Here is a 22,929-nt window from a genome sequence, read left to right on the forward strand (position 1 = left end):
GGTCAGCGCGGCGCGCAGGTATTAGCTAATCATCACGCCAAAAGGAAATGCCGATGTCCGATGAAATCGCCCTGATCAGCCGTGAAAAACTGCCCGATGCCCTGCGCGTGCTGCTGGCGGATTATCCGCGCGATGCATGGCAGAATGACCCTGGTTTCGACGGGCTGATCCGGTTCTGGCTGGACCGGCACCTGATGTTTCGCCGCCTGATGGCCGAGATGAGCAGCGTCACCGACAAGCTGCTGGACCGCAAGCTGGCACCCGACCAGTTTGCCGCAAACCTGTCGCGCTATGGCGGCATGTTCGTCAACGGCTTGCATGAACATCACACGATCGAGGACAGCGTCTATTTTCCCAAGCTGATGCAAAAGGACAAGCGGATCAGCCGGGGGTTCGACATCCTTGACGCCGACCATCATGCGCTGGATGAATTTCTGGCCTCTTTTGTCACCAGCGCCAATGCCGTGTTGCAGGCGTCTGGCCCGCGCGATGCCTTGCAGGACAATGCAGGGGCGTTCCAATCAGAACTCGCCCGGCTGGAAAAGCTGCTGAACCGGCATCTGGTTGACGAAGAAGAATTGGTCGTGCCGGTGCTGCTGCGCTATGGCAGTCGTGATTTTGGCTGATTATCGCAACCGAAAGGCGGCAGACCGGCCTGCACCCTGATCCACGGTAAACCGGATCAGGTCGTCGTTGATTTCGACCAACTGGCAATTATAGGGGATCAGCGACCCGCCCCAATAAAGCTCGCGGCAGAAATAGCCGTCCCGCCAGCTCCATGTGCCTTCGACATTCCAGCCGATGGCGCTGCCGAGAACCTGTCCGGTATCCAGAACATTCAGCGTGATCCCGTAAAACCGATGGCGCAATTGCTTGCCTTCGACCAGTGACAGAAAGGTGTCTTCGTCCGTCACCTTTACATAGCTGGCCACCGCTGCGCCCGCTGTCAGCGTGAGGCCAAGGGCCAGAATCAATGTCTTCATGATCAACCTTCGGTTTACTTGATGCTTTTACGCACAGACAATCCGGTCGGTTCACTTGGCCCGTTGGTTTCGGCTGATTTTGACCTGCACGGCGCGTTACAGCCCCAGCACATCCATCATGTCATAGGCCCCCGGCGCCTTGTCCTGCCCCCAAAGTGCCGCCTTCAACGCGCCGCGCGCAAAGATCGCACGGTCCGTCGCCAGATGGCGCAGCACGATCCGTTCACCGGCGGCGGCAAAGATCACGTCATGTTCGCCGACGATGTCACCGCCCCTGATTGCGGAAAACCCGATATCGCCGCGCTGGCGTGCGCCGGTCATCCCGTCGCGCCCCGCGTCGCGCACATCGGCAAGTGTCACGCCACGCCCTGTGGCCGCAGCCTCGCCCAGCATCAGCGCGGTGCCGGAGGGTGCATCGACCTTTTGATTGTGATGCGCCTCGACGATCTCGATGTCGAAATCGGGGTCAAGGGCGGCGGCGACTGTTTGCGTCAGCTTGACCAGCAGGTTGACGCCCAGTGACATATTCCCCGCCCGCACGATCACGGCATGCCGTGCGGCGGCATCAATCGCCTTGATATCATCATCCGACAGGCCCGTGGTGCCGATCACATGCACCGCGCGGGCCTGCGCGGCAAGGGCGGCAAAGCCCACGGTCGCCGCAGGTGCGGTGAAATCGATCACGGCCTGCGCGCGGGCGAAAGCCTCTAGCGCGTCATCTGTGACAGTGACGCCGGCAGGCTGGCCGCCCATGGCAGTGCCGATATCCTGCCCGATCCACGCATGGCCTGTCCGTTCCAGTACAGCGGCCAGATGGCATTTGTCTGACGCCAGCACCGCCTTGACCAGCATCTGGCCCATGCGCCCTGATCCGCCTGTGATCACGATTCCCGGTGTGTCGGTCATGTCTTTGCCCTCATCTCTTTGCCCCGTCTTAGCGGCGCTTTGCCCCCGGTGCAAAGCCTTGCTTGGCTTTGTCGTCCACAGCGATTAAATGCAGGGCATGGCAAAGAATACACAACGCGATGGCAAGGCCCCGACGCAGCGCATGTTGCGCGTGGGCGAGATGATCCGGCGGACCCTGTCCGAAATCCTGCAAAGGGGCGAGGTGCATGACCCCGACCTTGCGCGCATGTCGATCACCGTGGGCGAGGTGCGCATGTCGCCCGACCTGCGGATCGCGACGGCGTTCATCCTGCCCTTGGGCGGGATCGGCAAAGAAGAGGCGCTGGACGCTCTGCGCCGCAACCGTCACGAGGTCCGGCATCTGGTGGTCAAGGGCGGGTCGATGAAATTCGCGCCCGAACTGCGATTCCAGCTGGATGGCACCTTTGACCAGATGGACGCGACCCGCGCCCTGCTGGCCGAGGATCACGTCAGGCAGGATCTGGACGAGTGAGGCTGACGCTGGTTTTGCCGTTGATCTGGCTGGCCCTGCCTGCGGCGGCTGTCACCTGCGAAGACGTCAGCTATCTGGGCAAAAGCTATACCGCCTGCACGGTCGATCCGGTGGTCGATGACCTGCGCCTGTTTCACAAGAACGGTGACAGCATCCTTGGCAGTTTCCGCGCCATCGAAGGCTTGCCCGATGTGACCGCCCTGCCGTTTGCAATGAATGCGGGCATGTATCACGCCGATCGCGCGCCCGTGGGCCATTACGTCGAAAACGGGGTCGAGGTGATGCGCGTCATCCCCAATGCCGGCCCCGGCAATTTCGGGCTGCTGCCCAATGGCGTGCTTTGCATCACGGACACATCTGCGCGCGTGATCGAAACGCTGCGCTATGTCGAGGATGCCCCCGTTTGCCGCGATGCGACCCAATCGGGGCCAATGCTGGTGATCGACGGGGCGCTGCATCCGCGGTTTCTGCCCGACGGCACATCGCGTTTCCTGCGCAACGGGGTCGGCACGACCGCAAACGGGGATCGCGCGGTTTTCGTGATTTCCAACGATGTGGTCAGTTTCCACGAATTCGCCAGCTTTTTCCGCGACCACCTGCAAATGCCCGATGCGCTGTATTTTGATGGCAAGGTGTCGCGGCTGCATGCGCCGGCGCTGGGCCGGTCGGATTTCGGCGCTCAGATGGGGCCGATGGTCGGCGTGGTCGAATAGGCCAGCGCGATGATCCGGCCCACATCCGCGCTGGTGGGCAGGGACGCCACATCGGCAAGCGCGATCCAGCCTGCGTCTGACACGTCATCGGCGGCGACAGGCGTGCCGCTGACATAATCGCACAGCACGACGGCCAACAGGAAATGAAACTGCAACGCGCCCGCAGGGTCGTGCAGGATGATGTCCAGATTGGTCAGATACCGGACAGCGCGCGCGATCACGCCGGTTTCCTCGGCCAGTTCGCGGGTGGCGGCGGCCAGCGCTGTTTCGCCCGGCTCCACATGCCCGCCCGGAAACCCCCAAAGCCCCGCATCCGGAGGGTTCTTGCGCCGCACCAGCAGGACCTTGCCCTGATGCAGCACAACGGCGATGGCCCCCAGACGGGGCAGGGCGGGACGGGCTGTGGTTTCCATATGGGCAGCCTATGCCTGCAGCAGCGCAAGCGAAAGTGTCATTGCCCCTTGGCGCAGGCCGCTTTTGCCCACATATATGCCCCAGCCCGTTAAAGGAGACCGCGATGCTGGAACTGAACGCCAAACCGACCCCCCCTGTGGATGTCATCAAGGACGGCACCGATGCCAGTTTCCCCCAAGATGTGATCGCGGCCTCGCAGGATGTGCCGGTGATCGTCGATTTCTGGGCGCCGTGGTGCGGCCCGTGCAAAACCCTTGGCCCCGCGATCGAAGCCGCCGTGACCAAGGCAGGCGGGCGCGTCAAGCTCGTCAAGATCGACGTGGACCGCAACCCCGGCTATGCGGGCCAGCTGCGGGTACAGTCGATCCCCACGGTTTACGCATTCTATCAAGGTCGTCCGGTCGACGGGTTCCAAGGCGCGCTGCCCCCATCCGAGATCAACGCCTTTGTCGAAAAGATCGCAGCCCTTGCTGGCGAACCTGATGACGGTCTGGCCGGTGCTATCGAGGCCGCCGAACAGATGCTGACCGAAGGTGCCGTGACAGACGCCGCCGAAACCTTTGCCGCGATCCTGCAAGAAGACCCCGCCAATGCTGCCGCCTATGCCGGTCTGGTGCGCTGCTACCTGGCGCTGGACGATATCGATCAGGCCGAGGCGATCCTGAACGGCGCACCTGCCGAAATCTCGACCGACCCCGCGCTGGAGGCGTTGCACGCCCAGATCATCCTGCTGCGCGAGGCGGCGAATGCCGGACCCGTGGCTGAATTGCAGGCGCAGGTCGATGCCGACCCCGCCAACCATCAGGCGCGGTTCGATCTGGCGGTGGCGCTGCATGCCAATGGTCAGGTCGAAGAGGCGGTGAACGAACTTCTTGACCTGTTCCGGCGGGATCGGGAATGGAATGACGGGGCCGCAAAAAACCAGCTGTTCAAGATTTTCGACGCCCGCGATGCCAAGGACCCCATCGTGCTGTCCGGACGGCGCCGGTTGTCGTCAATGATATTTGCCTGAGGGCAAAGGCGGACTATGTCATGCCAATGATATCATCAACTGATCTGCCGGATACAATTCCGGTATTCCCCCTGCCCGGCGCGCTGCTTTTGCCGCGTTCGCGCTTGCCGTTGCACCTGTTCGAGCCGCGCTATCTTGCGATGCTGGACGATGTGATGAAAACATCCTCGCGGCTGATCGGGATGGTGCAACCCTATGACGCCCCCGGTGCGGCAGGCAAGCTGCACAGCATCGGCTGCGCGGGCAAGCTGACGGCGTTTTCCGAAACCGAGGACGGGCGGTACATGGTCACCCTGTCCGGCGCGTCCCGTTTCCGTATCGTGGAAGAGATCGAAGGTTTCACCCCCTACCGCCGCTGCAAGGTCAGCTGGCAAGGGTTTTCGCGCGATCTGGGGCCGGTGGAAAAAGACGAAAACTTTGACCGCGACAGTTTCATGAAGGCGTTGAACCGGTTTCTGGTGGATCAGGGCCTGTCCACCGATTGGGACAGCCTGAGCGAGGCCGAAGATGAATTGCTGATCAATTCGCTGTCGATGCTTTGCCCTTTCACACCAGAAGACAAACAAGCCCTGCTGGAAGCCCCGTCGCTGTCCACACGGCGCGAAACGCTGTTGACGCTGATGGAATATTCCCTGCGCGGCGGCAACGGAGAAGGTGTAATGCAATGAGCGAGCCCGGTTTCGACCCCAAGATGCTGGAGGCTTTGGTCTGCCCCATCACCCACGCGACCCTGCGCTATGATGCCGAGCGGCAGGAACTGGTCAGCGAAAACGCCCATCTGGCGTTCCCGATCAGGAATGGGATACCCGTGATGCTGGTGGACGAGGCGCGGCAGGTAGACTGATGCGCGGACGATGTCGTTGACAATCGGTGTTGCCTGTCCATAGACCTACGACCAGTATTTGCTGTTGTGTCAGGGTTAAGGTTGTGGATTTCCAAGTTGCGAGTTTCTGGTTCGGTGCGCCGTTGTCCTGTGTTGAAAGAGTTTGCATCCAGTCTTTCCTCGATCACGGTTACACGTTCAATCTTTATGTTCTTGACCTGACCATGGACGTGCCGGACGGTGTGATCTTGCATGATGCAAGGAGCATCTATTCCGACGAAGAATTTCAAAAACACCCTTCCTCACGGCGTCGTGCGGCGGTTTATTCCGATGTTTTTCGCATACATCTGCTGCAAATGACGGATCATGTTTGGGTCGATCTGGACATTTATTGCGTCAATCCTTTGGATTTTTCCTCAGACTATCTGTTCGGCGTTGTCTGGCGCAACAAAGCGGTCAACAATTGTGTACTGCGCCTGCCGAAAAACTCGATTGCGTTGAAGCTGATCCTTGAATTTCTTTCGTCAGAAGTCCCGCTGCCGCATTGGCTAGGCGCTGACAGGATCAAGGGTCTTGTCAGCAATTATGAGACCGAAGGACAGATTTCGCTTTATGATCTGCCGTGGACGACAACCGGCCCAAGCGTCACCCGCTGGGCGTTAAGCATCACCGGCGAAATCAGTCGCGGTCAGCATTGGCATACATATTGGCCAGCAAGGGGTTTTCTGGATCCCGAAAGAGCCATCGAAAGCTATGAACAACCTTGGGTGCGGTTTCACCATTTCCAAGGCGAGACGCGCGGTGATTTGCGCAAACATTTCTCTGGTGTCCCGCCGCGTGGAAGCTACATCGATTTGATCTGTCAGCGGCACAAGATCGATGTCGATCGGTACCCCGTCATCTAACCCTGCATCAAGCTTGGCAAATCCCCGTTCAGCCCTGCCGCCTGCCGCATGAAGCCGCGGCGTAGGCGCGGGGCGCTGTTGACCAGCCCCATACCCATATCGCGGGCGGCTCGGATCAGGGGGTTGTCGTTGGAAAACAGCCGGTTGAACGTGTCGGTCGCCAGTGCCAGCGTCGCCGTGTCGAACCGCCGCCATTCCTGATAGCGCTGCAAGGTCTGGGCGCTGCTGATATCCTCACCGCGGCTACGCGCGGTGGTCAGCACATCGGCCAAGGCCGCCACGTCGCGCAAACCGGCGTTCAGCCCTTGCCCCGCAATCGGGTGGATGCCGTGCGCGGCGTCGCCGACCAGCGCCATCCGGCCTGCGATCAGGCTGTTGGCCAGCGTCAGGTTCAAAGGATAGCTGAACCGCGCGCCGGTCAGCTGGATATTGCCAAGAAAACTGCCAAAGGCAGGTTTCAGCGCGTTCAGGAACGCCGCATCATCCATTGCGACCAATTCCTGCGCGCGGGCGCGCCGTTCGCTCCAGACGATGGAACTGCGGTTTTCCGTCAGCGGCAGGATTGCCAGCGGGCCTGCGGGCATGAAGAACTGATGCGCGATCCCGCTATGCGGTTTGTCATGTGCCACGGCGCAGACAACGGCGGTTTGCCCGTAGTCCCAGCCGGTACGCTTGATCCCTGCACGTTCGGCGGTGCCGGATTTGCGCCCGTCCGATCCGACCAGCAGCTGCGCGTCCAGCGGCTCGCCATTGGCTAGCGTCACCTGCACGCCGCCTGCCGTCACTGTCTGCGCCACAACGGTCTGTCCTGCCAGATGGGTGATCCGGTTGTCCGCTGCCAGCGCGTCCAGAAAGGCGCGGCGCAGGTGCCGGTCCTCGACCAGATAGCCCATCGGGCCTTCCTCGATCTCGGCATGGTCGAAATGCATCATCCAGGGGCTGGGGCCTTCGCCTGCGCGCCCGTCAGTGACCTTGATTTCCAGCATCGGCTGAGCATTGGCCGCGATCACCGGCCAGATGCCGATCCCGCGCAGCAGCCGTGCAGAGGTCAGCGCGAGCGCATAGGACCGCCCGTCAAAAGCGGGGTCCGTGTGGACCGGCACAGGCTGGCTGTCGATCACCGTCACGGTGAATCCTGCTTGTGCCGCCGCCAAGGCCAAGGCGGGGCCATTCAGCCCGCCGCCCACGATGATGATATCTGTGTTCATGGGCCGCAATATGACCCCGCAGGCGGGATTGTCCATGCGCCTTTGCGCCGCTACGGTTCCGCCAAACAGGAGAATGAAAGATGCAGGACTGGCGTTGGCAAACGGCCGCGGATCTGGGGCGTGGGATTGCCGCAGGGATGATTGACCCTGTGGATTTGACCGAGGTCTACCTTGCCGCCATCGACGCGCATGAACACCGTGACCGGATCTATGCCCGCGTCACACATGACCGCGCGCGCGCCGAGGCCAAAGCGGCAAGCGAACGCGCCGCGTCAGGGTTCCGGCGCGGGCCATTGGACGGTGTGCCGGTGTCTTGGAAAGACCTGTTCAACAGCGCCGGTATCGGGACAGAGGCAGGCACCGCCCTGTTGGCAGGCCGCGTGCCGGAGCGTGATGCAAAGGTGCTTGAGACAGCGACGGCGGCGGGGCTGGTGTGTCTGGGCAAGACCCATATGTCCGAAATCGCCTTTTCCGGGCTGGGCCTGAACCCGATCACCGCGACGCCGCCTTGTGTGAATGACGCGGGCGCTGTGGCGGGGGGGTCATCGTCGGGGGCGGCGGCGTCTGTCGCGTTCGGCCTTGCGGCGGCGGGGATCGGCACGGATACCGGCGGATCGGTGCGGATACCGGCGGCGTGGAATGATCTGGTGGGGCTGAAAACCAGCCATGGGCGGTTGTCGCTGGAAGGTGTCGTGCCGCTTTGCCTGACTTTTGATACCGTTGGCCCCTTGTGCCGGTCGGTCGAGGATGCGGCGCTGTTGCTGGCCGTGCTCGAAGGATCGCGCCCCGTTGATCTGGGTGGGGCCGATCTGGCCGGCATGCGCCTGATGGTGCTGGATACGATCGTGCCTGAGGATGTGCGCGACGCGCCCCGCGCGGCGTTCGAGGCTAGCGTGGCAAAACTGCAAGCGGCAGGCGCGCAGATCGAACACCGCTATTTCTCGCAGCTATTCGATGCGTTCAACGTCGCGGGCAACCTTTATGCCGCAGAAAGCTATGGCTGGTGGCGCGATCTGGTCGAGGCGCATCCCGAAAAGATGTTTCCCCAGATCCTGGAACGGGTGCGTGGCGGGAAAACCGTGTCGGGGCCTGATTTCGTGGCGGGCTGGAACATTCTGCGCCAGATCTGCAAGGAATATGCGGCTGAAACCGCGCAGTTCGATGCCGTCATCATGCCGACCGCGCCTTTGCTGCCCCCCGATGCCGCGCGCCTGTTGACGGATGATGCCTATTACAAATCCGAAAACCTGCTGGCCCTGCGCAACACCCGCGTGGCGAACCTGCTGGATGTCTGTTCGATCACCCTGCCCACGGATGTGCCATCCTGCGGGATCATGTTCAACGGGCAGACTGGGGGCGAGGCGCGTCTGCTGCGGCTGGCGGCAGCGGCGGCACGGGCGTTGGGATAAAAGATGTTGGGATAAAAGATTCTGGTCTCCGGCGGGGATATTTAGGCTCGGAATATGGGCTGGACCGTCTGAAAAGCCACAAATTCCCCACAAAGCATGGCAGGCGCTGGACACACGCGCATCTGCTGCGCTAGTTTGTGTTCGAAGTGGGGCGAAATGATCCCGCGAATTGAGGCAGTTATGGATTTCCCCGAGCGGTTTTCGGACCTTCCGGTTGCGACTTGGCCACGCCTGCGTGCGCTGTTGGACGTGCCGACCGAGGCCACCGACGTCATCAACATGACGATCGGCGAGCCGCGCCATGCCTTTCCCGCTTTTGTCGGGCCGTTGCTGGAACAGCATCTTGGCGGGTTCAACAGCTATCCCAGCAACGAAGGCCAGCCCGATCTGCTGGCAGCGATGGCGGGGTTCTTGCAGCGCCGCTACGGGCTGGATGTGCCAACCGAGCGGATCATCGCGCTGAACGGGACGCGCGAGGGGCTTTATAACGCTGCGATGGCGCTGTGTCCTGAAACCAAGAACGGCAAACGGCCCGTCGTGCTGATGCCCAATCCGTTTTATCCGGTTTACGGTGTCGCCGCGATGTCGGTCGGGGCAGAGCCTGTCTATGTCGCTGCCACACCCGCCACCGGCCATCTGCCCGATTTCGCAAGCCTGCCTGCCGAGACGCTGGCCCGCACGGCGATTGCCTATATCTGTTCGCCTGCCAACCCGCAGGGCGCTGTCGCGTCCGAGGCCTATTGGCGCGAACTGATCGGGCTGGCGGAAAAGCATGATTTCATGATTTTCGCCGACGAATGCTATTCCGAGATTTACCGCGATGCGCCGCCACCCGGCGCGTTGGAGATTGCAGCGGCGATGGGTGCTGACCCTGACCGCGTGCTGATTTTCCAATCCCTGTCGAAACGGTCCAACCTGCCCGGCCTGCGTTGCGGTTTCGCGGCGGGTGGTGCGACATCCATCGCGCGCCTGCGCCAGTTGCGTGCCTTTGCGGGTGCGCCTTTGGCTGGCCCGCTGCAATCTGTTGCAGCGGCGGTCTGGGCGGATGAAGGGCATGTGGTGGAAAATCGTGCGCTTTATGGCCGCAAATTTGACATTGCCGATGACATCCTTGGCCATGTGCCGGGCTATCAGTCGCCGCAGGCGGGGTTTTTCCTGTGGCTGCCGGTGCCCGATGGCGCGGCGGCGGCGGTTACGCTTTGGCAGCGCACGGGCGTGCGGGTGCTGCCGGGCGCGTATCTGAGCCGCGATGTCGCCGGCGACAACCCCGGACAAGGCTATATCAGGGTCGCCATGGTGGCCCCGACCCAAGAAATGCAGCGCGGTCTGACACTGATCCGCGACTGTCTGTACAGATAGGAGATACCAGATGGCATCTTACCAGTCCCGCCAGCGCGATCCGCTTTTTGACAGCACCACGCAGGCCGCGTTGGAAAAACGCAGCCGCGAATTGGTCGGTCTTGCGCTGATCGTGACGGGGGCGTTGTTTGCTGTCGTGATCGGGACCTATTCGCCCGATGACCCAAGCTGGATTTCCGCCACCGATGCGCCGGTGCAGAACTGGCTTGGCCATTTCGGTGCCTCGGTCGCTGCGCCCTTGATGATGGTGATCGGGCTGGGGTCGTGGGTCATTGCTGCAACCTTGATCGCGGCAGGCGCGCGGTTTGTGTTTCATTACGGCCAAGACCGCGTGATCGGCCGCGCGATGTTTGCCCCCGTGGTGATTGTGGTGGCCTCTGTCTATGCGGCGACGCTGGCACCGGCGCAGGACTGGCCTGCCAATTTTGGCATGGGTGGGTTGTTTGGCGATACCGTGCTGGGCGTTTTGCTGACAATCCTGCCGTTTGGCACTGTGTTCGGGGTCAAGTTTTTGTCTTTTCTGGCTGCCGTTTTGCTGGTGGCGCTGCTGACCTTCCTGCTGGGCTTTACCCGCCCCGAATTGCGCAAGGGGCTGCGGTTCGTGATGCTGGGCACGGTCTTGATCTATGATTTCGCGCTGCGGATGATGGGCAAGGGGGCCGCGCTTTCGGCGCAAGGCGCGCATGTGGCGACAGCGGCTGTGCAAGCCCGTCGTGCGCAAAGCCGGATGTTTGCCGATCCGCAGGTGACCGAGGATATCGTCAGCCGGCCACAACCCGTTGTCTCCTCTGATTTCGAAAGCCGCCTGCGCGCGGCGGCCGTCGTGCGTGCGCGCCCTGCCTTTGGGGCCGAGGAACCGCCTGTGACCACCGGCCAAATCCCTGCCGCGCCGCCACCGCTGACCGCCCCGATGCGCAACATCGCCCCGGAACCAGCGCCCAGCACGGGCGGTTTTCTGTCTGGCCTGTTGCGCCGCAACGACCCGATGCCGCAACCCGAACTGGTCACCCCCGAACCGCGCCTGACAGATGCCGAACCCGTGGCCGATACCGCCCGCGTCAGCGCGCGCATCGCCGATGCCATCCGCAGCCGTACCGCGCCACCATCGCCGACTGGCGTGCGGATCGAACCGTCCCTGACCGCAGGGCGTGGGCCAAAGCCACTGGTTTATGCGCCTTACCCGCCGCTGGTCACGCCCGAAGCAGAGCAGGACGACGCCATTTTCGAAGATGACGATGACGATGACGATGATGCGCCCTATCTGGCTGTTCCGCATACGCCGATTCCGTCAGTGCCGTCCTTTGTCGAACCGCGCACAGTTGTGCAGCATCCACCCAAGCGCCCGGTCCAGCCGTCGCGTCAGGCCGTGGCCGAGGCGCAGCCTGCGCTAAAATTCGACGATCCTTACGCGGATTACGAACGCCCGCCGTTGTCGTTGCTGACCAACCCGGTTGAGATCACGCGCCATCACCTGAGCGACGAATCGTTGAGCGAAAACGCCCGGATGCTGGAAAGCGTGCTGGATGATTACGGCGTCAAGGGTGACATCATCGCCGTGCGTCCTGGCCCTGTTGTCACGATGTACGAGCTTGAACCGGCACCGGGTCTGAAGGCCAGCCGCGTCATTGGTCTGGCCGATGATATCGCGCGGTCGATGTCGGCCTTGTCAGCGCGTGTGTCCACCGTGCCGGGCCGGTCGGTGATCGGGATCGAACTGCCCAACGAGAACCGCGAAAAGGTCGTGCTGCGCGAAATCCTGTCGCACCGCGATTTCGGTGATGGCAACCAGAAATTGCCGCTGGCGCTGGGCAAGGATATTGGCGGCGAGCCGATCATCGCCAATCTGGCCAAGATGCCGCATTTGCTGATCGCGGGGACCACGGGGTCGGGGAAATCGGTGGCCATCAACACGATGATCCTGTCGCTGCTGTATAAGCTGACACCGCAGGAATGCCGGATGATCATGATCGACCCCAAGATGCTGGAACTGTCCGTTTATGACGGTATTCCGCATCTGTTGTCGCCGGTCGTGACCGACCCGAAAAAGGCCGTGGTCGCCCTGAAATGGGTCGTGGGCGAGATGGAAGAACGCTATCGCAAAATGTCGAAAATGGGCGTGCGTAACATCGACGGCTTCAATGGTCGGGTGAAAGAAGCGTTGAGCAAAGGCGAGATGTTCAGCCGTACCGTACAGACGGGTTTTGACGATGAAACCGGCGATCCGATTTTCGAGACCGAGGAATTCCAGCCCGAAGTCCTACCCTATATCGTCGTCATCGTGGACGAGATGGCCGATCTGATGATGGTCGCCGGCAAAGAGATCGAGGCCTGTATCCAGCGCCTTGCACAGATGGCGCGGGCATCGGGCATCCACCTGATCATGGCCACACAGCGCCCGTCGGTCGATGTGATCACCGGCACGATCAAGGCCAATTTCCCGACACGGATTTCGTTTCAGGTAACGTCGAAAATCGACAGCCGCACGATCCTGGGTGAAATGGGTGCCGAACAGCTGCTGGGTATGGGGGACATGCTCTATATGGCGGGCGGGTCCAAGATCATGCGTGTCCACGGCCCCTTTGTCAGCGATGAAGAGGTTGAGGAAATCGTCAACCACCTCAAAGGCTTTGGTCCGCCTGAATATATGTCCGGCGTGGTCGAAGGGCCGTCAGATGATCACGAATCCAGCATTGATCTGGTGCTGGGTCTGGGCGACGGGTCCGATCTGGAAAACGCGCTGTATGACACGGCTGTGGCGATTGTGATCAAGGATCGCAAATGTTCCACCAGCTATATCCAGCGCAAACTGGCCATCGGCTATAACAAGGCAGCGCGTCTGGTCGAGCAGATGGAAGACCAAGGCGTGGTCAGCGCCGCCAACCACGTCGGCAAACGCGAAGTGCTGGTGCCCGAGCAGCATTGAGGGGGTTTTTTGCGAGGCGATAACCAGCCTATTTAGGTGGCGGAATCGTTTCTTGCCTCTTCGATAAGGTGCCACCGGTTTCGATCGCCGAGGTCCGTATCTGCACGACACACAAAACCGATACGCCCGAAACAGGCGATAGCTTCGCCATAATCAGGGGACCGAAGCGAAAATTTGGCAATGCGATTTGGCATGCAAAAGCGGCAATAGTACATGTGTTTGCTGGCAATTGTTCGCGTTGTAAGGATTCGTGTGAACTGCCGACCCCCCAACAAAAAACCCCCGCTGCTTGCGCAATCGGGGGTCAATCGTTTCAACAATCGGGGATGCTTTACAGCATGCCTTCGCGTTGCAGTTTCTTCCGGGCCAGCTTGCGCTGACGGCGGATCGCTTCGGCCTTTTCACGGGCCTTGCGGATCGACGGCTTTTCGAAATGTTGCTTGAGCTTCATTTCACGAAAAACGCCTTCACGCTGAAGTTTTTTCTTCAGAGCACGCAACGCCTGATCGACGTTGTTATCACGAACACTTACCTGCATGTGGTTTTCACCACCTCTCTAAGTTGGATTTGCAAAATTGCAGGAGTTGGCCAGATAGCAAAGATGGGCTAGTTTGTCCAGTATCGACAGGACAGGAGCCCCGATCATGTCACAAACCCCACTCGACCCCGTCAAACAGCAATTGCTGGATGCGATCATCCCCCATGTGGCCTTTGACGGTTGGGCGCCTGTGGCCTTCAATGCGGCGATTGCGGATGCGGGTGTGGACCCTGCCGTGGCGCGCACGATCTGCCCGCGCGGTGCGATTGATCTGGCGATTGCATTCCATGAACAGGGCGATGCGGCGATGGTGGCTGCATTGGATGCCGCCGACCTGACAGGCATGCGGTTTCGTGACAAGGTTGCCCATGCGATCCGCCTGCGTCTCCGCGCGATCCCCGATAAAGAGGCGGTGCGCCGCGGGACGGCCATGTTCGCCTTGCCGCATATGGCCGCCGATGGGGCGCGGCTGGTCTGGGGCACCGCGGATGCGATCTGGACGGCGCTGGGCGATACATCTGACGATGCAAATTGGTATACCAAGCGGCTGACCCTGTCGGGGATCTATGCCGCGGTCGTGCTGTATTGGCTGGGTGACGACAGCACTGGCGGGCAGGCGACGGATGCGTTCATTGATCGGCGGATTGATGGCGTGATGCAGTTTGAAAAGGTCAAGGCGCAGCTGCGCGACAACGCCCTGTTGAAACCACTGACAATGCCCCTTGCGCGGTTGATGGCGGGCATCAAGGCGCCGCGCCGCGATATGGACCCAGACCTGCCGGGCGTCTGGCGCGACCCGACATGATGCAGGCGGTCGAGATTACGCAGCCGGGCGGGCCAGAGGTGCTGGCCCTGACGGAGCGGCCAATGCCGGAACCGGCCCATGATCAGGTAGTGATCAAGGTCGCCTATGCCGGTGTGAACCGCCCTGATGCCTTGCAGCGCGCGGGCCTTTATAACCCGCCTGCCGGTGCCAGCGATCTGCCGGGCTTGGAAGCCGCGGGCGAGATTGCGGCCATTGGTGCGGGTGTGACCGATTGGAAGATCGGCGACCGGGTCTGCGCCTTGCTGCCGGGGGGTGGTTATGCCGCCTATGTCGCGACCCCTGGCGCGCATTGTCTGCCGGTGCCTGCCGGCCTGACGCTGGCGCAGGCGGCTTGCCTGCCCGAGACGTTTTTCACCGTCTGGTCCAATGTGTTCATGCGCGGCGGTTTGCAGGCGGGTGAACGGTTTCTGGTCCACGGCGGCAGTTCCGGCATCGGCACCACGGCGATCCAGCTGGCGCATGTGTTTGGCGCGCGGGTGTTCACGACGGCCGGATCGGACGATAAATGCGCCGCCTGTCTGGGGTTGGGCGCAGAGGCTGCTTTCAACTATCGAGAGACGGACTTCGTCGAGAAAATGAAAGAGTTGGGGGGCGCTGACCTGATCCTTGATATGGTTGGCGGCCCGTATATCCAGCGCAATATCGCGGCTTTGGCGGATGACGGTCGGCTGGTCCAGATTGCATTTCTGCAAGGCCCGAAGGTGGAATTGAACCTTGTACAAATGATGACCCGTCGCCTGACGATCACCGGCTCGACGCTGCGCCCGCAATCCGACCTTGCCAAGGCGCGGATCGCGCAGGACTTGCGCAAGCATGTCTGGCCATTGGTCGCCGCGGGGCGGGTGCAGCCAGTGATGGATCAGACATTCGCCCTTGCCGATGCCGCTGCCGCCCATGCGCGGATGGAAAGCAGTGCGCATATCGGCAAGATTGTGCTGGAGGTGGCGGGGGAGCGCTAAAATTTCCCGCCCGCGGCGCATCACTGCCGCTGCGCATAGCCTTCATAGACCGCCGGTTTCCAGCTGCGCCCGGCTTGCGACCAGTGCGCCCCTAAGGACACAGACAAGACTGCCGCTTGATCACACCATGATCGGTGTCAGGGCTTGTAGGGTGCCATGCCAGCGCGGGCCAGTTCATCGGCACGTTCGTTTTCGACATGGCCCGCATGGCCTTTGACCCATTCCCAACGGACCTGATGCTGCGCGACTGCGCTGTCCAGACGCCGCCAAAGGTCTTCGTTCTTGACGGGTTTGTTCGCCGATGTCTTCCAGCCGCGCCTTTTCCAGCCGTGAATCCAGCTGGTGATTCCGTCTTTGACATAGGCGCTGTCGGTCACGATGGTGATCGCCGTCGCCCGGCCGAGTGTTTCTAGCGCCGAAATCGCGGCCAGCAGTTCCATGCGATTGTTGGTGGTGTCTGCTTCACCGCCTGACAGCGCGCGTTCCTTGACCACTTTATCACCGTCGCGTGCGATCAGCAGCGCGCCCCAGCCGCCGGGGCCGGGATTGCCCGAACAGGCCCCATCGGTATAGGCGTAAAGATCCGCCATCACAGCACCAGCGGCAGGAATGACAGCACGACCAGCGCCGTCAGCAGCCCGCGCAGATGCATCCACCATTTCGGCGCAAGGCCCATCTGCCAGAAATGCCAATCCAGCAGCAACAGCCCAAGGAACCCCACGATCAGGTTCACCGCCGCCCCAGTCGGCCCGCCGCCTGTCATGAAAAACGCCCAAAGCGCGGGAATGACCGACAGGATATAGCCGGCTGTTGCGGCGCGCCCGCTTGCCTTGGTGGCAAAGCCCCATAGAACGCCCGACATGAATGACAGGATCACCGCGCCATAGAACAATTGCACATAGGGTCCGATGAACCGCGGCCCGAATGTCGCAGCCCCCCAAAGGCCAAGCTCAGGGCGCAGCAATGTCAGCGCGCCCCAGAAAAACGGGATCAGCCCGGCAAGGCCAAGCCACAGGGCGGAACGGGGGATGGCCTGCATCAGATCACGCCGGTTCGCGCAGCACGCGTGGTACTTTGAATTCGACGTCTTCCTTGGCGGTTTCCACCATTTCCACCGTCACGTCATAGCGGTCGCGGAAGGCGTCGATCACTTCGTTGATCAGCACTTCGGGGGCAGACGCGCCTGCCGTGATGCCCATCGACCCGATCCCATCCAGCGCGCGCCAGTCGATATCGGCGGCCCGCTGCACCAATTGGGAATAGGTGCAACCTGCACGCGCGCCGACCTCGACCAACCGGCGGGAGTTGGACGAATTGGGCGCGCCCACGACCAGCATGGCGTCGCATTTGGGGGCCATCGCCTTGACTGCTTCTTGGCGGTTGGTCGTGGCGTAGCAGATATCCTCTTTGTGTGGGCCGATGATCGCGGGGAAACGCGCCTGCAGGGCGGCGACGATACCCGCCGTGTCATCGACTGACAGGGTCGTCTGCGTCACGAAGGCAAGGCGCGCGGGGTCTCGGACCTGCACGGTCGCCACATCCGCGACGGTTTCGACCAGCAGCACCTCGCCCTCGGGCAGTTGCCCCATCGTGCCGATGGTTTCGGGGTGGCCTTCATGGCCGATCATGATCATCTGCAATCCGTTGTCTGCATGGCGCTGCGCCTCGATATGGACTTTGCTGACCAGCGGGCAGGTGGCATCGACATAGATCATCTCGCGCTTGGCGGCGGCGGCTGGCACGGCCTTTGGCACGCCATGCGCGGAAAAGATCACGGGGCGGTCATCGGGGCAATCATCCAGTTCCTCGACGAACACGGCCCCTTGGTCGCGCAGCGCATCAACGACGAATTTGTTGTGCACGATCTCGTGGCGCACATAGACCGGCGCGCCCCATTTCTGGATCGCCATTTCCACGATCTTGATGGCGCGGTCCACACCGGCGCAAAAGCCGCGGGGCGCTGCCAGATAAAGGGTAAGGGGCGGTTTGGTCATCGCGTTCTCCTGCTGATGCCAGAGGTAAAGCCTGACGCCGCGCGGGTCCAGCCCCTGCCGTTCGCAATCAGCGATTTGCCGCAGCGGTCAGCCACCAGAACCGAGCCGGCAGGATGATTGCGACAAGGGCGATCCCGACCCCGTAACCGGCCCAGACGCCCAGCGGCCCAAACCCTGCCCAGAACCCCAACGCTGCTGCCAGCGGCAAGGCGAACAGCCAATAGCTGAGCAGGGTCAACCGCGTCGGCCAGACAAAATCCATGATCCCGCGCAGCGCGCCAAGCGCGGTCGATTGCACCCCATCCGCGACCTGGATCAGCGCCACGATCACGAACATCGCGGTGGCAAGCGCGACAACGCCGCTGTCGTCGGACAATGCCGCGGCGATCCGGCCACCCAAAAGGATCAGCATGATCGTGACCGCAACCATCCAGACGGTGACCACGCCGATGGCCGCCACTGCGATAGGGCGCAGCCGTGCCGGATCACCGGACCCGCTGGCCTGCCCGATGCGGATGGCCACGGCCGCCGCCATGCCAAGCGGCAGCATATAGAGCACGCCCCCTACCGCCTGCACGATCTGGTTGGCGGCCAAGGCGGTGGCGCCAAATATCCCCAGCATCAGCCCGACCACGGCAAAGGCCGCCCCTTCGCCGGTATATCCGATAGCCAGCGGCAACCCGCCCCAGGCCAGTCTTTTGCGCAGGGCCGCATCGGGCTGCGCACGCAGCAGGCGATGCCGCGCCAGCCAGGTGATGGCGATCAGCAAGGCCAGTGTTTCCGCGATCAGGCTGGCCAGCCCCGCGCCAACCAGCCCCAGCCCCGGCCAATTGCCGATGCCCCAGATCAGACCATAGTTCAGCGGGATGTTCAGAATGACAGCCAGAAAGGCGAAACCCGCCGCCGTCCATGGCCTGTCCATCGCATTCAGCACCTGTGCGATCACCATCAACAGCGCGACAGGCACCAGCACGGCCGCCATCGCCAGCCAATAGGGTGTGATGATCGCCAGCACCTCGGGCGGTTGGCCGATCAGTGGCAGGATCAAGAGGATCAGCACCATCAACAGCGATGCCACCAATCCCGCCAGCGGGGCCAGACCCAGCCCCGCGCGCAGGGCTGCGGCGACGGCATCCGCCTGTGCGCCGCCGTGGCGATGCGCGGCCTCGATCCCCACGGCGGACACGAAACCATAGATCGCAGAATAAAAGATAATCATCGCCGCGGTCGTCAGCGACGCCGCCGCCAAGGGCAATGTGCCCAAAGGCGCGATCATGATCGTATCCACCACGCCGATCAGCGTGGATGCGGCCAGCCCCGCCACGATCGGCAGGGCCAGATGCAGCAATGGCGCGACTTCGGTGCGCGCGGTGGCGATGATGGGCGTGGTCGCCATGGTGCAGGTCCAATGCGCAAGACAAAGGCATGTTCTGGCGATACCGCAGCAACATGCAAGCTGCTGGTGCAAGAATGGTCCCGGATTGCGCTGCCAACACGACACAGCGCGCTTTGCGTGGCGGCAGCCAGAATGCCTGCCGCCACGCCTATGGATGATGCGGAGCCGTAATCCTAGCTGTCGGCCTCGACCATGTCGGTGCGGGGTTCGCGCGCTGGTCTGCCGATAACATCGCGCAATTCTTCAAGTTCGATGAAATTGTCGGCCTGACGGCGCAGTTCATCGGCGATCATCGGTGGCTGGCTTCGGATCGTGGACACGACCGACACGCGCACGCCCTTGCGCTGCAACGCTTCGATCAAGGGGCGAAAATCGCCGTCGCCGGAAAAGATCACGGCATGGTCCAGATACGGGGTAAGTTCCATCGCATCCACGGCCAGTTCGATGTCCATGTTGCCCTTGACCTTGCGGCGCCCCAAGCTGTCGGTGAATTCCTTGGCCGGTTTGGTGATCATGGAATAGCCGTTGTAATGCAGCCAATCGACCAGTGGGCGGATCGGCGAATATTCGTCGTTTTCCAACAAGGCGGTATAGTAGAACGCGCGCAGCAGCTTTCCTCGCCGCATGAATTCCTGACGTAACAACTTGTAATCTATGTCGAACCCCAGCGCGCGTGCTGCTGCATAAAGATTCGACCCATCAATAAAGAGCGCCAAACGCTCATCCCGATAAAACATGAAACACCTTTCGACAATTACCCTTGATCGTCCTTGTGCTACGAGCGGAGTTTGATCAAGTAGACACCTATATTATGCAGTGGTTGTCGGGGAACAAGGGGCGCTTTGCGATATGATTGGCCAGATTGCGCTTATTGCTCTTGGCAGCAACGACGGGTCATTTCGCGGTGATGTGGCGGAAAATGTTGCGTGGGCTATCGAGCGCGTTGGCGCTTTGGCGCACGGGGCCGTGCGCGTCAGCCCGTTTTATGCGACGCCTGCCTATCCCGCTGGCGCCGGTCCTGATTTCGTCAATGCGGCGATGGCATTTGCCACTGATCTTGACGCTTTTGCCCTGCTTGCGCAGCTGCACACTATCGAGGCAGAGGCAGGGCGCATCCGCAGGGTCCGCTGGGGGCAGCGCAGCCTTGATCTTGATCTGATCGCGCTGGGTAATCAGGTGCTGCCCGATGCCGCGACGCAGGGCCATTGGCGCAATCTGCCAGCCGATGTGCAGGCGCTGGCTGCACCAGAAAGTCTGATCCTGCCGCATCCGCGCCTGCAAGACCGCAGTTTTGTGCTGGTGCCGCTGGCCGATGTCGCCGCTGACTGGCGACATCCGCTGCTCGGGCTGAGCGTGGTGGAAATGCTGGACCGGTTGTCTGATGCCGACCGCGCGGGTGTTGTGCGGCTGGAACAGCGATCGGCAAAAGGCTGACAATGCGGGCAATCCGCCCCCGCTGGCCCTTGTCAATCCCTTTTGAACGCACTAGGGATGCAGCTTCCGAAGATTCCTGTCCGGAGATCCGTCATGGCCCGCGTTACCGTCGAAGATTGTGTTGATAAAGTTCCAAACCGTTTCGAGCTTGTGATGCTTGCAGCACATCGTGCGCGTGAAATCGCTGCCGGTTCGCCGATTACTGTGGCCCGCGACAACGACAAGAACCCTGTCGTGTCGCTGCGCGAAATCGCGGAAGAAACGCAACAGGCCGACGACCTGCGCGAACGCATGATCGAAGCCAACCAGACCCAGATCGAGATCGACGAACCCGAAGAGGACAGCATGTCCTTGCTGATGGGCGCCGAAGCCGACCGTCCGGTCGAGGATGACATGTCCGAAGAAAAATTGCTGCGCGCGCTGATGGAAGCGCAAGGCCAGCGCTAGGGCGGGCTATTCAGCCTGCCAATGATAGGCGCGGAACCAGATGACGAATGCTGATAGTCTGATCTCTCTGGTTCGCGCCTATAATCCCAAAACAAACCAAGCTTTGCTGCGCGATGCCTTTGCCTTTGGTGCCGATATGCACGAAGGCCAGTTCCGCCATTCCGGCGAGCCGTATTTCACCCATCCCGTTGCTGTCGCCCATATCCTTGCCTTGCAGCAGATGGATGACGCGACGCTGGTGACTGCCCTGCTGCATGACACGATCGAGGATACCAAGGCGTCCTTTGCCGTGGTCGAAACACGATTCGGCCGCGAGATTGCCGAACTGGTCGATGGCGTTACCAAGCTGACGAATTTGCAGCTGACCTCGACCCAGACCAAACAGGCGGAAAATTTCCGAAAATTGTTCATGGCCACCAGCCGCGATCTGCGCGTGACCTTGGTGAAACTGGCCGACCGCTTGCACAACATGCGCACGATCAAATCCATGCGCCCCGAAAAGCAGGCCCAGAAAGCCCGCGAAACGATGGAAATTTTCGCCCCCCTTGCCGGTCGCATGGGCATGCAATGGATGCGCGAGGAATTAGAGGATCTGTCTTTTCGCGTCCTGAACCCAGAGGCGCGCAATTCGATCATTCGTCGTTTCATCACGCTGCAGCGCGAAACCGGCGATGTGGTGCAAAGAATCACCGCTGATATGCGGGTCGAACTGGAAAGATCCAATATTCTGGCCGATGTCGCGGGCCGCGCCAAGAAACCCTATTCGATCTGGCGCAAGATGCAGGAAAAGGATCAGGGTTTCAGCCGCCTTTCCGACATCTATGGGTTTCGCGTCATCGTGGCGACCGAGGCTGATTGTTATCGCGTTCTGGGCACGATCCACCAGCGCTGGCGCGCCGTGCCGGGGCGGTTCAAGGATTACATCAGCCAGCCAAAATCCAACGGTTACCGCTCGATCCATACCACCGTGTCGGGCCGTGACGGCAAACGGGTCGAGGTGCAGATCCGCACCCGCGAAATGCACGAAGTCGCCGAAACCGGCGTCGCGGCGCATTGGTCCTACAAGAACGGTGAACGGGTCGAAAACCGCTTTGCCGTTGATCCGGTGCGCTGGATCGCGTCGCTGACCGACCGGCTGGATGACGACCAGAACCACGAAGAATTCCTCGAGGCTGTCAAGCTCGAGATGTATCAGGATCAGGTGTTCTGTTTCACCCCCAAAGGCGAGGTGATCAAGCTGCCGCGCGGGGCGACGCCCATCGATTTCGCTTATGCGATCCACACGCGGATCGGGTCGGCCTGTGTGGGCGCCAAGGTGGACGGCCTGCGTGTGCCGCTATGGACGCGGCTGAAAAACGGCCAATCGGTCGAGATTATCACCGCCGAAGGCCAGACACCGCAGGCCACATGGATTGATATCGCCGTGACGGGCCGCGCGAAAACCGCGATCCGGCGATCCTTGCGCGAAGAAGACCGCGAACGTTATGTCCGGCTGGGGCGCGAGTTGGCACGCGTGGCGTTTGAAAACGTGCGCAAGAAATCCACCGAAAAGGCGCTGCGCACCGCCGCCAAGGCGCTGGCCATCGACAGTGTCGACGAATTGCTGGCCCGTCTGGGCAGCGCCGAGGTAACGGGCCGCGAGGTCGTGCGCGCGATCTATCCCGAACTGGCCCATGTCAACGGTGACGAGGTTGATCAGGGCCGCGCCGTTGTCGGCCTGAGCGCTGATCAGGTCCATAAGCGCGGGGCCTGCTGTCAGCCGGTCCCGGGGGAACGTATTCTGGGCATCACGTTCCGCGGGCAGGGGGTCACGATCCATGCCATCGATTGCGCCGCATTGGTCGATTACGAAGAACAGCCCGAACGCTGGATCGACCTGCATTGGCAAGAAGGCACCCATGCCGCCGTCAATACCGTGACCTTTGACGCGACGATTACCAATGACACGGGCGTGCTGGGGCGCATTTGCACATTGATCGGCGAACAGAACGCCAATATCTCTGACCTCAAGTTCATTGACCGCAAGCCAGATTATTTCCGCCTGTTGATCGATGTTGATCTGCGGGATGCCGAACATTTGCACCGCGTGATGACGGCGCTGGAGGCGGAAAGCAACGTGTCGTCCATCGTGCGGCATCGCGATCCGGGCCTTGCGGGGACAATGCGTGGCTGACAGGCCAGAAGGGA

25 protein-coding genes are annotated in these 22,929 nt (G+C 61.5%); 15 read left to right on the forward strand and 10 right to left on the reverse strand.

The annotated features are described in order from the left end of the window. The first annotated feature begins 53 nt into the window (after nucleotides 1-53). Nucleotides 54-626, forward strand: a complete 573-nt coding sequence (locus tag SKA53_RS12560) for a hemerythrin domain-containing protein (protein ID WP_040483308.1) — start codon at nucleotides 54-56, stop codon at nucleotides 624-626. Here SKA53_RS12560 and SKA53_RS12565 read toward each other — a convergent pair whose 3' ends face one another. Further along, nucleotides 627-983 carry a hypothetical protein gene (locus tag SKA53_RS12565; protein ID WP_007206534.1) on the reverse strand — a complete coding sequence of 119 codons (357 nt, stop codon included), beginning with the start codon at nucleotides 981-983 and terminating at the stop codon, nucleotides 627-629. Nucleotides 984-1,079: 96 nt separating this feature from the next. Continuing rightward, nucleotides 1,080-1,889, reverse strand: coding sequence for a 4-hydroxy-tetrahydrodipicolinate reductase (dapB, locus tag SKA53_RS12570; protein WP_040482976.1), 810 nt, complete (start codon nucleotides 1,887-1,889; stop codon nucleotides 1,080-1,082). 97 nt (nucleotides 1,890-1,986) lie between these two features. Between dapB and rbfA the strand changes: the two genes are divergently transcribed. Both rbfA and SKA53_RS12580 read left to right on the forward strand, forming a co-directional pair. Next, nucleotides 1,987-2,382 (forward strand): 30S ribosome-binding factor RbfA, encoded by a 396-nt coding sequence (rbfA, locus tag SKA53_RS12575; protein ID WP_040483309.1) that lies wholly within the window; start codon nucleotides 1,987-1,989, stop codon nucleotides 2,380-2,382. Beyond that, entirely contained in the window at nucleotides 2,379-3,095 is a 717-nt protein-coding gene (locus SKA53_RS12580) for a phosphodiester glycosidase family protein (protein ID WP_007206537.1), read from the forward strand. Before rbfA ends, SKA53_RS12580 begins: the two co-directional genes overlap by 4 nt. On the opposite strand, the gene SKA53_RS12585 is transcribed toward SKA53_RS12580, so the two are convergent. Further along, a complete protein-coding gene (locus SKA53_RS12585; protein WP_007206538.1) occupies nucleotides 3,062-3,508 on the reverse strand; it encodes an NUDIX hydrolase in 447 nt (148 codons plus the stop codon). The genes SKA53_RS12580 and SKA53_RS12585 overlap by 34 nt on opposite strands. 104 nt (nucleotides 3,509-3,612) lie before the next feature. On the opposite strand from SKA53_RS12585, the gene SKA53_RS12590 reads away from it, so the two are divergent. The 4 genes from SKA53_RS12590 to SKA53_RS15060 all read left to right on the forward strand — a co-directional run bounded on the left by SKA53_RS12590 (nucleotide 3,613) and on the right by SKA53_RS15060 (nucleotide 6,249). Then, complete coding sequence (locus SKA53_RS12590; protein WP_007206539.1) at nucleotides 3,613-4,521, forward strand: thioredoxin family protein; 909 nt, start codon at nucleotides 3,613-3,615, stop codon at nucleotides 4,519-4,521. Between the two features lie 26 nt (nucleotides 4,522-4,547). Beyond that, nucleotides 4,548-5,189, forward strand: coding sequence for an LON peptidase substrate-binding domain-containing protein (locus SKA53_RS12595; protein WP_007206540.1), 642 nt, complete (start codon nucleotides 4,548-4,550; stop codon nucleotides 5,187-5,189). Beyond that, nucleotides 5,186-5,365, forward strand: a complete 180-nt coding sequence (locus tag SKA53_RS12600; RefSeq protein ID WP_007206541.1) for a Trm112 family protein — start codon at nucleotides 5,186-5,188, stop codon at nucleotides 5,363-5,365. The genes SKA53_RS12595 and SKA53_RS12600 overlap by 4 nt, the downstream gene beginning before the upstream one ends. 83 nt (nucleotides 5,366-5,448) lie before the next feature. Beyond that, nucleotides 5,449-6,249 (forward strand): hypothetical protein, encoded by an 801-nt coding sequence (locus tag SKA53_RS15060; RefSeq protein ID WP_131494599.1) that lies wholly within the window; start codon nucleotides 5,449-5,451, stop codon nucleotides 6,247-6,249. Here SKA53_RS15060 and SKA53_RS12610 read toward each other — a convergent pair. Next, on the reverse strand, nucleotides 6,246-7,493 hold the full coding sequence (locus SKA53_RS12610; protein ID WP_007206543.1) for a UbiH/UbiF/VisC/COQ6 family ubiquinone biosynthesis hydroxylase: 1,248 nt from the start codon (nucleotides 7,491-7,493) through the stop codon (nucleotides 6,246-6,248). The genes SKA53_RS15060 and SKA53_RS12610 overlap by 4 nt on opposite strands. A gap of 44 nt (nucleotides 7,494-7,537) precedes the next feature. Between SKA53_RS12610 and SKA53_RS12615 the strand changes: the two genes are divergently transcribed. The 3 genes from SKA53_RS12615 to SKA53_RS12625 all read left to right on the forward strand — a co-directional run bounded on the left by SKA53_RS12615 (nucleotide 7,538) and on the right by SKA53_RS12625 (nucleotide 13,148). Further along, on the forward strand, nucleotides 7,538-8,866 hold the full coding sequence (locus SKA53_RS12615) for an amidase (protein WP_007206544.1): 1,329 nt from the start codon (nucleotides 7,538-7,540) through the stop codon (nucleotides 8,864-8,866). A 180-nt stretch (nucleotides 8,867-9,046) separates the two neighbouring features. Then, the gene (locus SKA53_RS12620) at nucleotides 9,047-10,225 is read left to right on the forward strand and encodes an aminotransferase class I/II-fold pyridoxal phosphate-dependent enzyme (RefSeq protein ID WP_007206545.1); all 1,179 of its coding nucleotides are present in this window, start codon (nucleotides 9,047-9,049) and stop codon (nucleotides 10,223-10,225) included. A 10-nt stretch (nucleotides 10,226-10,235) separates the two neighbouring features. Then, a complete protein-coding gene (locus tag SKA53_RS12625) occupies nucleotides 10,236-13,148 on the forward strand; it encodes a DNA translocase FtsK (RefSeq protein ID WP_007206546.1) in 2,913 nt (970 codons plus the stop codon). Nucleotides 13,149-13,479: 331 nt separating this feature from the next. On the opposite strand, the gene rpsU is transcribed toward SKA53_RS12625, so the two are convergent. Then, complete coding sequence (gene rpsU / locus SKA53_RS12630; RefSeq protein WP_007206547.1) at nucleotides 13,480-13,686, reverse strand: 30S ribosomal protein S21; 207 nt, start codon at nucleotides 13,684-13,686, stop codon at nucleotides 13,480-13,482. 106 nt (nucleotides 13,687-13,792) lie between these two features. Between rpsU and SKA53_RS12635 the strand changes: the two genes are divergently transcribed. Continuing rightward, nucleotides 13,793-14,491 carry a COQ9 family protein gene (locus SKA53_RS12635; RefSeq protein WP_007206548.1) on the forward strand — a complete coding sequence of 233 codons (699 nt, stop codon included), beginning with the start codon at nucleotides 13,793-13,795 and terminating at the stop codon, nucleotides 14,489-14,491. After that, the gene (locus SKA53_RS12640) at nucleotides 14,488-15,471 is read left to right on the forward strand and encodes an NAD(P)H-quinone oxidoreductase (RefSeq protein ID WP_007206549.1); all 984 of its coding nucleotides are present in this window, start codon (nucleotides 14,488-14,490) and stop codon (nucleotides 15,469-15,471) included. The genes SKA53_RS12635 and SKA53_RS12640 overlap by 4 nt, the downstream gene beginning before the upstream one ends. A gap of 137 nt (nucleotides 15,472-15,608) precedes the next feature. Here the strand turns inward: SKA53_RS12640 and rnhA are convergent, their stop codons facing one another. The 5 genes from rnhA to SKA53_RS12665 form a co-directional block, all read right to left on the reverse strand. Then, on the reverse strand, nucleotides 15,609-16,061 hold the full coding sequence (gene rnhA, locus SKA53_RS12645) for a ribonuclease HI (RefSeq protein WP_007206550.1): 453 nt from the start codon (nucleotides 16,059-16,061) through the stop codon (nucleotides 15,609-15,611). Further along, the gene (locus tag SKA53_RS12650) at nucleotides 16,061-16,510 is read right to left on the reverse strand and encodes a DUF3429 domain-containing protein (RefSeq protein ID WP_007206551.1); all 450 of its coding nucleotides are present in this window, start codon (nucleotides 16,508-16,510) and stop codon (nucleotides 16,061-16,063) included. Before SKA53_RS12650 ends, rnhA begins: the two co-directional genes overlap by 1 nt. 4 nt (nucleotides 16,511-16,514) lie before the next feature. Further along, entirely contained in the window at nucleotides 16,515-17,465 is a 951-nt protein-coding gene (gene ispH, locus SKA53_RS12655) for a 4-hydroxy-3-methylbut-2-enyl diphosphate reductase (RefSeq protein ID WP_007206552.1), read from the reverse strand. Between the two features lie 67 nt (nucleotides 17,466-17,532). After that, complete coding sequence (locus tag SKA53_RS12660; RefSeq protein WP_007206553.1) at nucleotides 17,533-18,861, reverse strand: MATE family efflux transporter; 1,329 nt, start codon at nucleotides 18,859-18,861, stop codon at nucleotides 17,533-17,535. Between the two features lie 173 nt (nucleotides 18,862-19,034). Beyond that, nucleotides 19,035-19,598: an NYN domain-containing protein gene (locus SKA53_RS12665; RefSeq protein ID WP_007206554.1), complete on the reverse strand. Its 564-nt coding sequence runs from the start codon at nucleotides 19,596-19,598 to the stop codon at nucleotides 19,035-19,037. A 112-nt stretch (nucleotides 19,599-19,710) separates the two neighbouring features. On the opposite strand from SKA53_RS12665, the gene folK reads away from it, so the two are divergent. The 3 genes from folK (at nucleotide 19,711) to SKA53_RS12680 (ending at nucleotide 22,915) form a co-directional block, all read left to right on the forward strand. Next, nucleotides 19,711-20,295: a 2-amino-4-hydroxy-6-hydroxymethyldihydropteridine diphosphokinase gene (folK, locus tag SKA53_RS12670; RefSeq protein ID WP_007206555.1), complete on the forward strand. Its 585-nt coding sequence runs from the start codon at nucleotides 19,711-19,713 to the stop codon at nucleotides 20,293-20,295. 93 nt (nucleotides 20,296-20,388) lie between these two features. After that, entirely contained in the window at nucleotides 20,389-20,742 is a 354-nt protein-coding gene (rpoZ, locus tag SKA53_RS12675; protein ID WP_007206556.1) for a DNA-directed RNA polymerase subunit omega, read from the forward strand. 40 nt (nucleotides 20,743-20,782) lie between these two features. Next, nucleotides 20,783-22,915, forward strand: a complete 2,133-nt coding sequence (locus SKA53_RS12680) for a RelA/SpoT family protein (RefSeq protein WP_007206557.1) — start codon at nucleotides 20,783-20,785, stop codon at nucleotides 22,913-22,915. Nucleotides 22,916-22,929: the final 14 nt, after the last annotated feature.

The organism is Yoonia vestfoldensis SKA53, assembly GCF_000152785.1.
Classification (GTDB): Bacteria; Pseudomonadota; Alphaproteobacteria; order Rhodobacterales; family Rhodobacteraceae; genus Yoonia; species Yoonia vestfoldensis_A.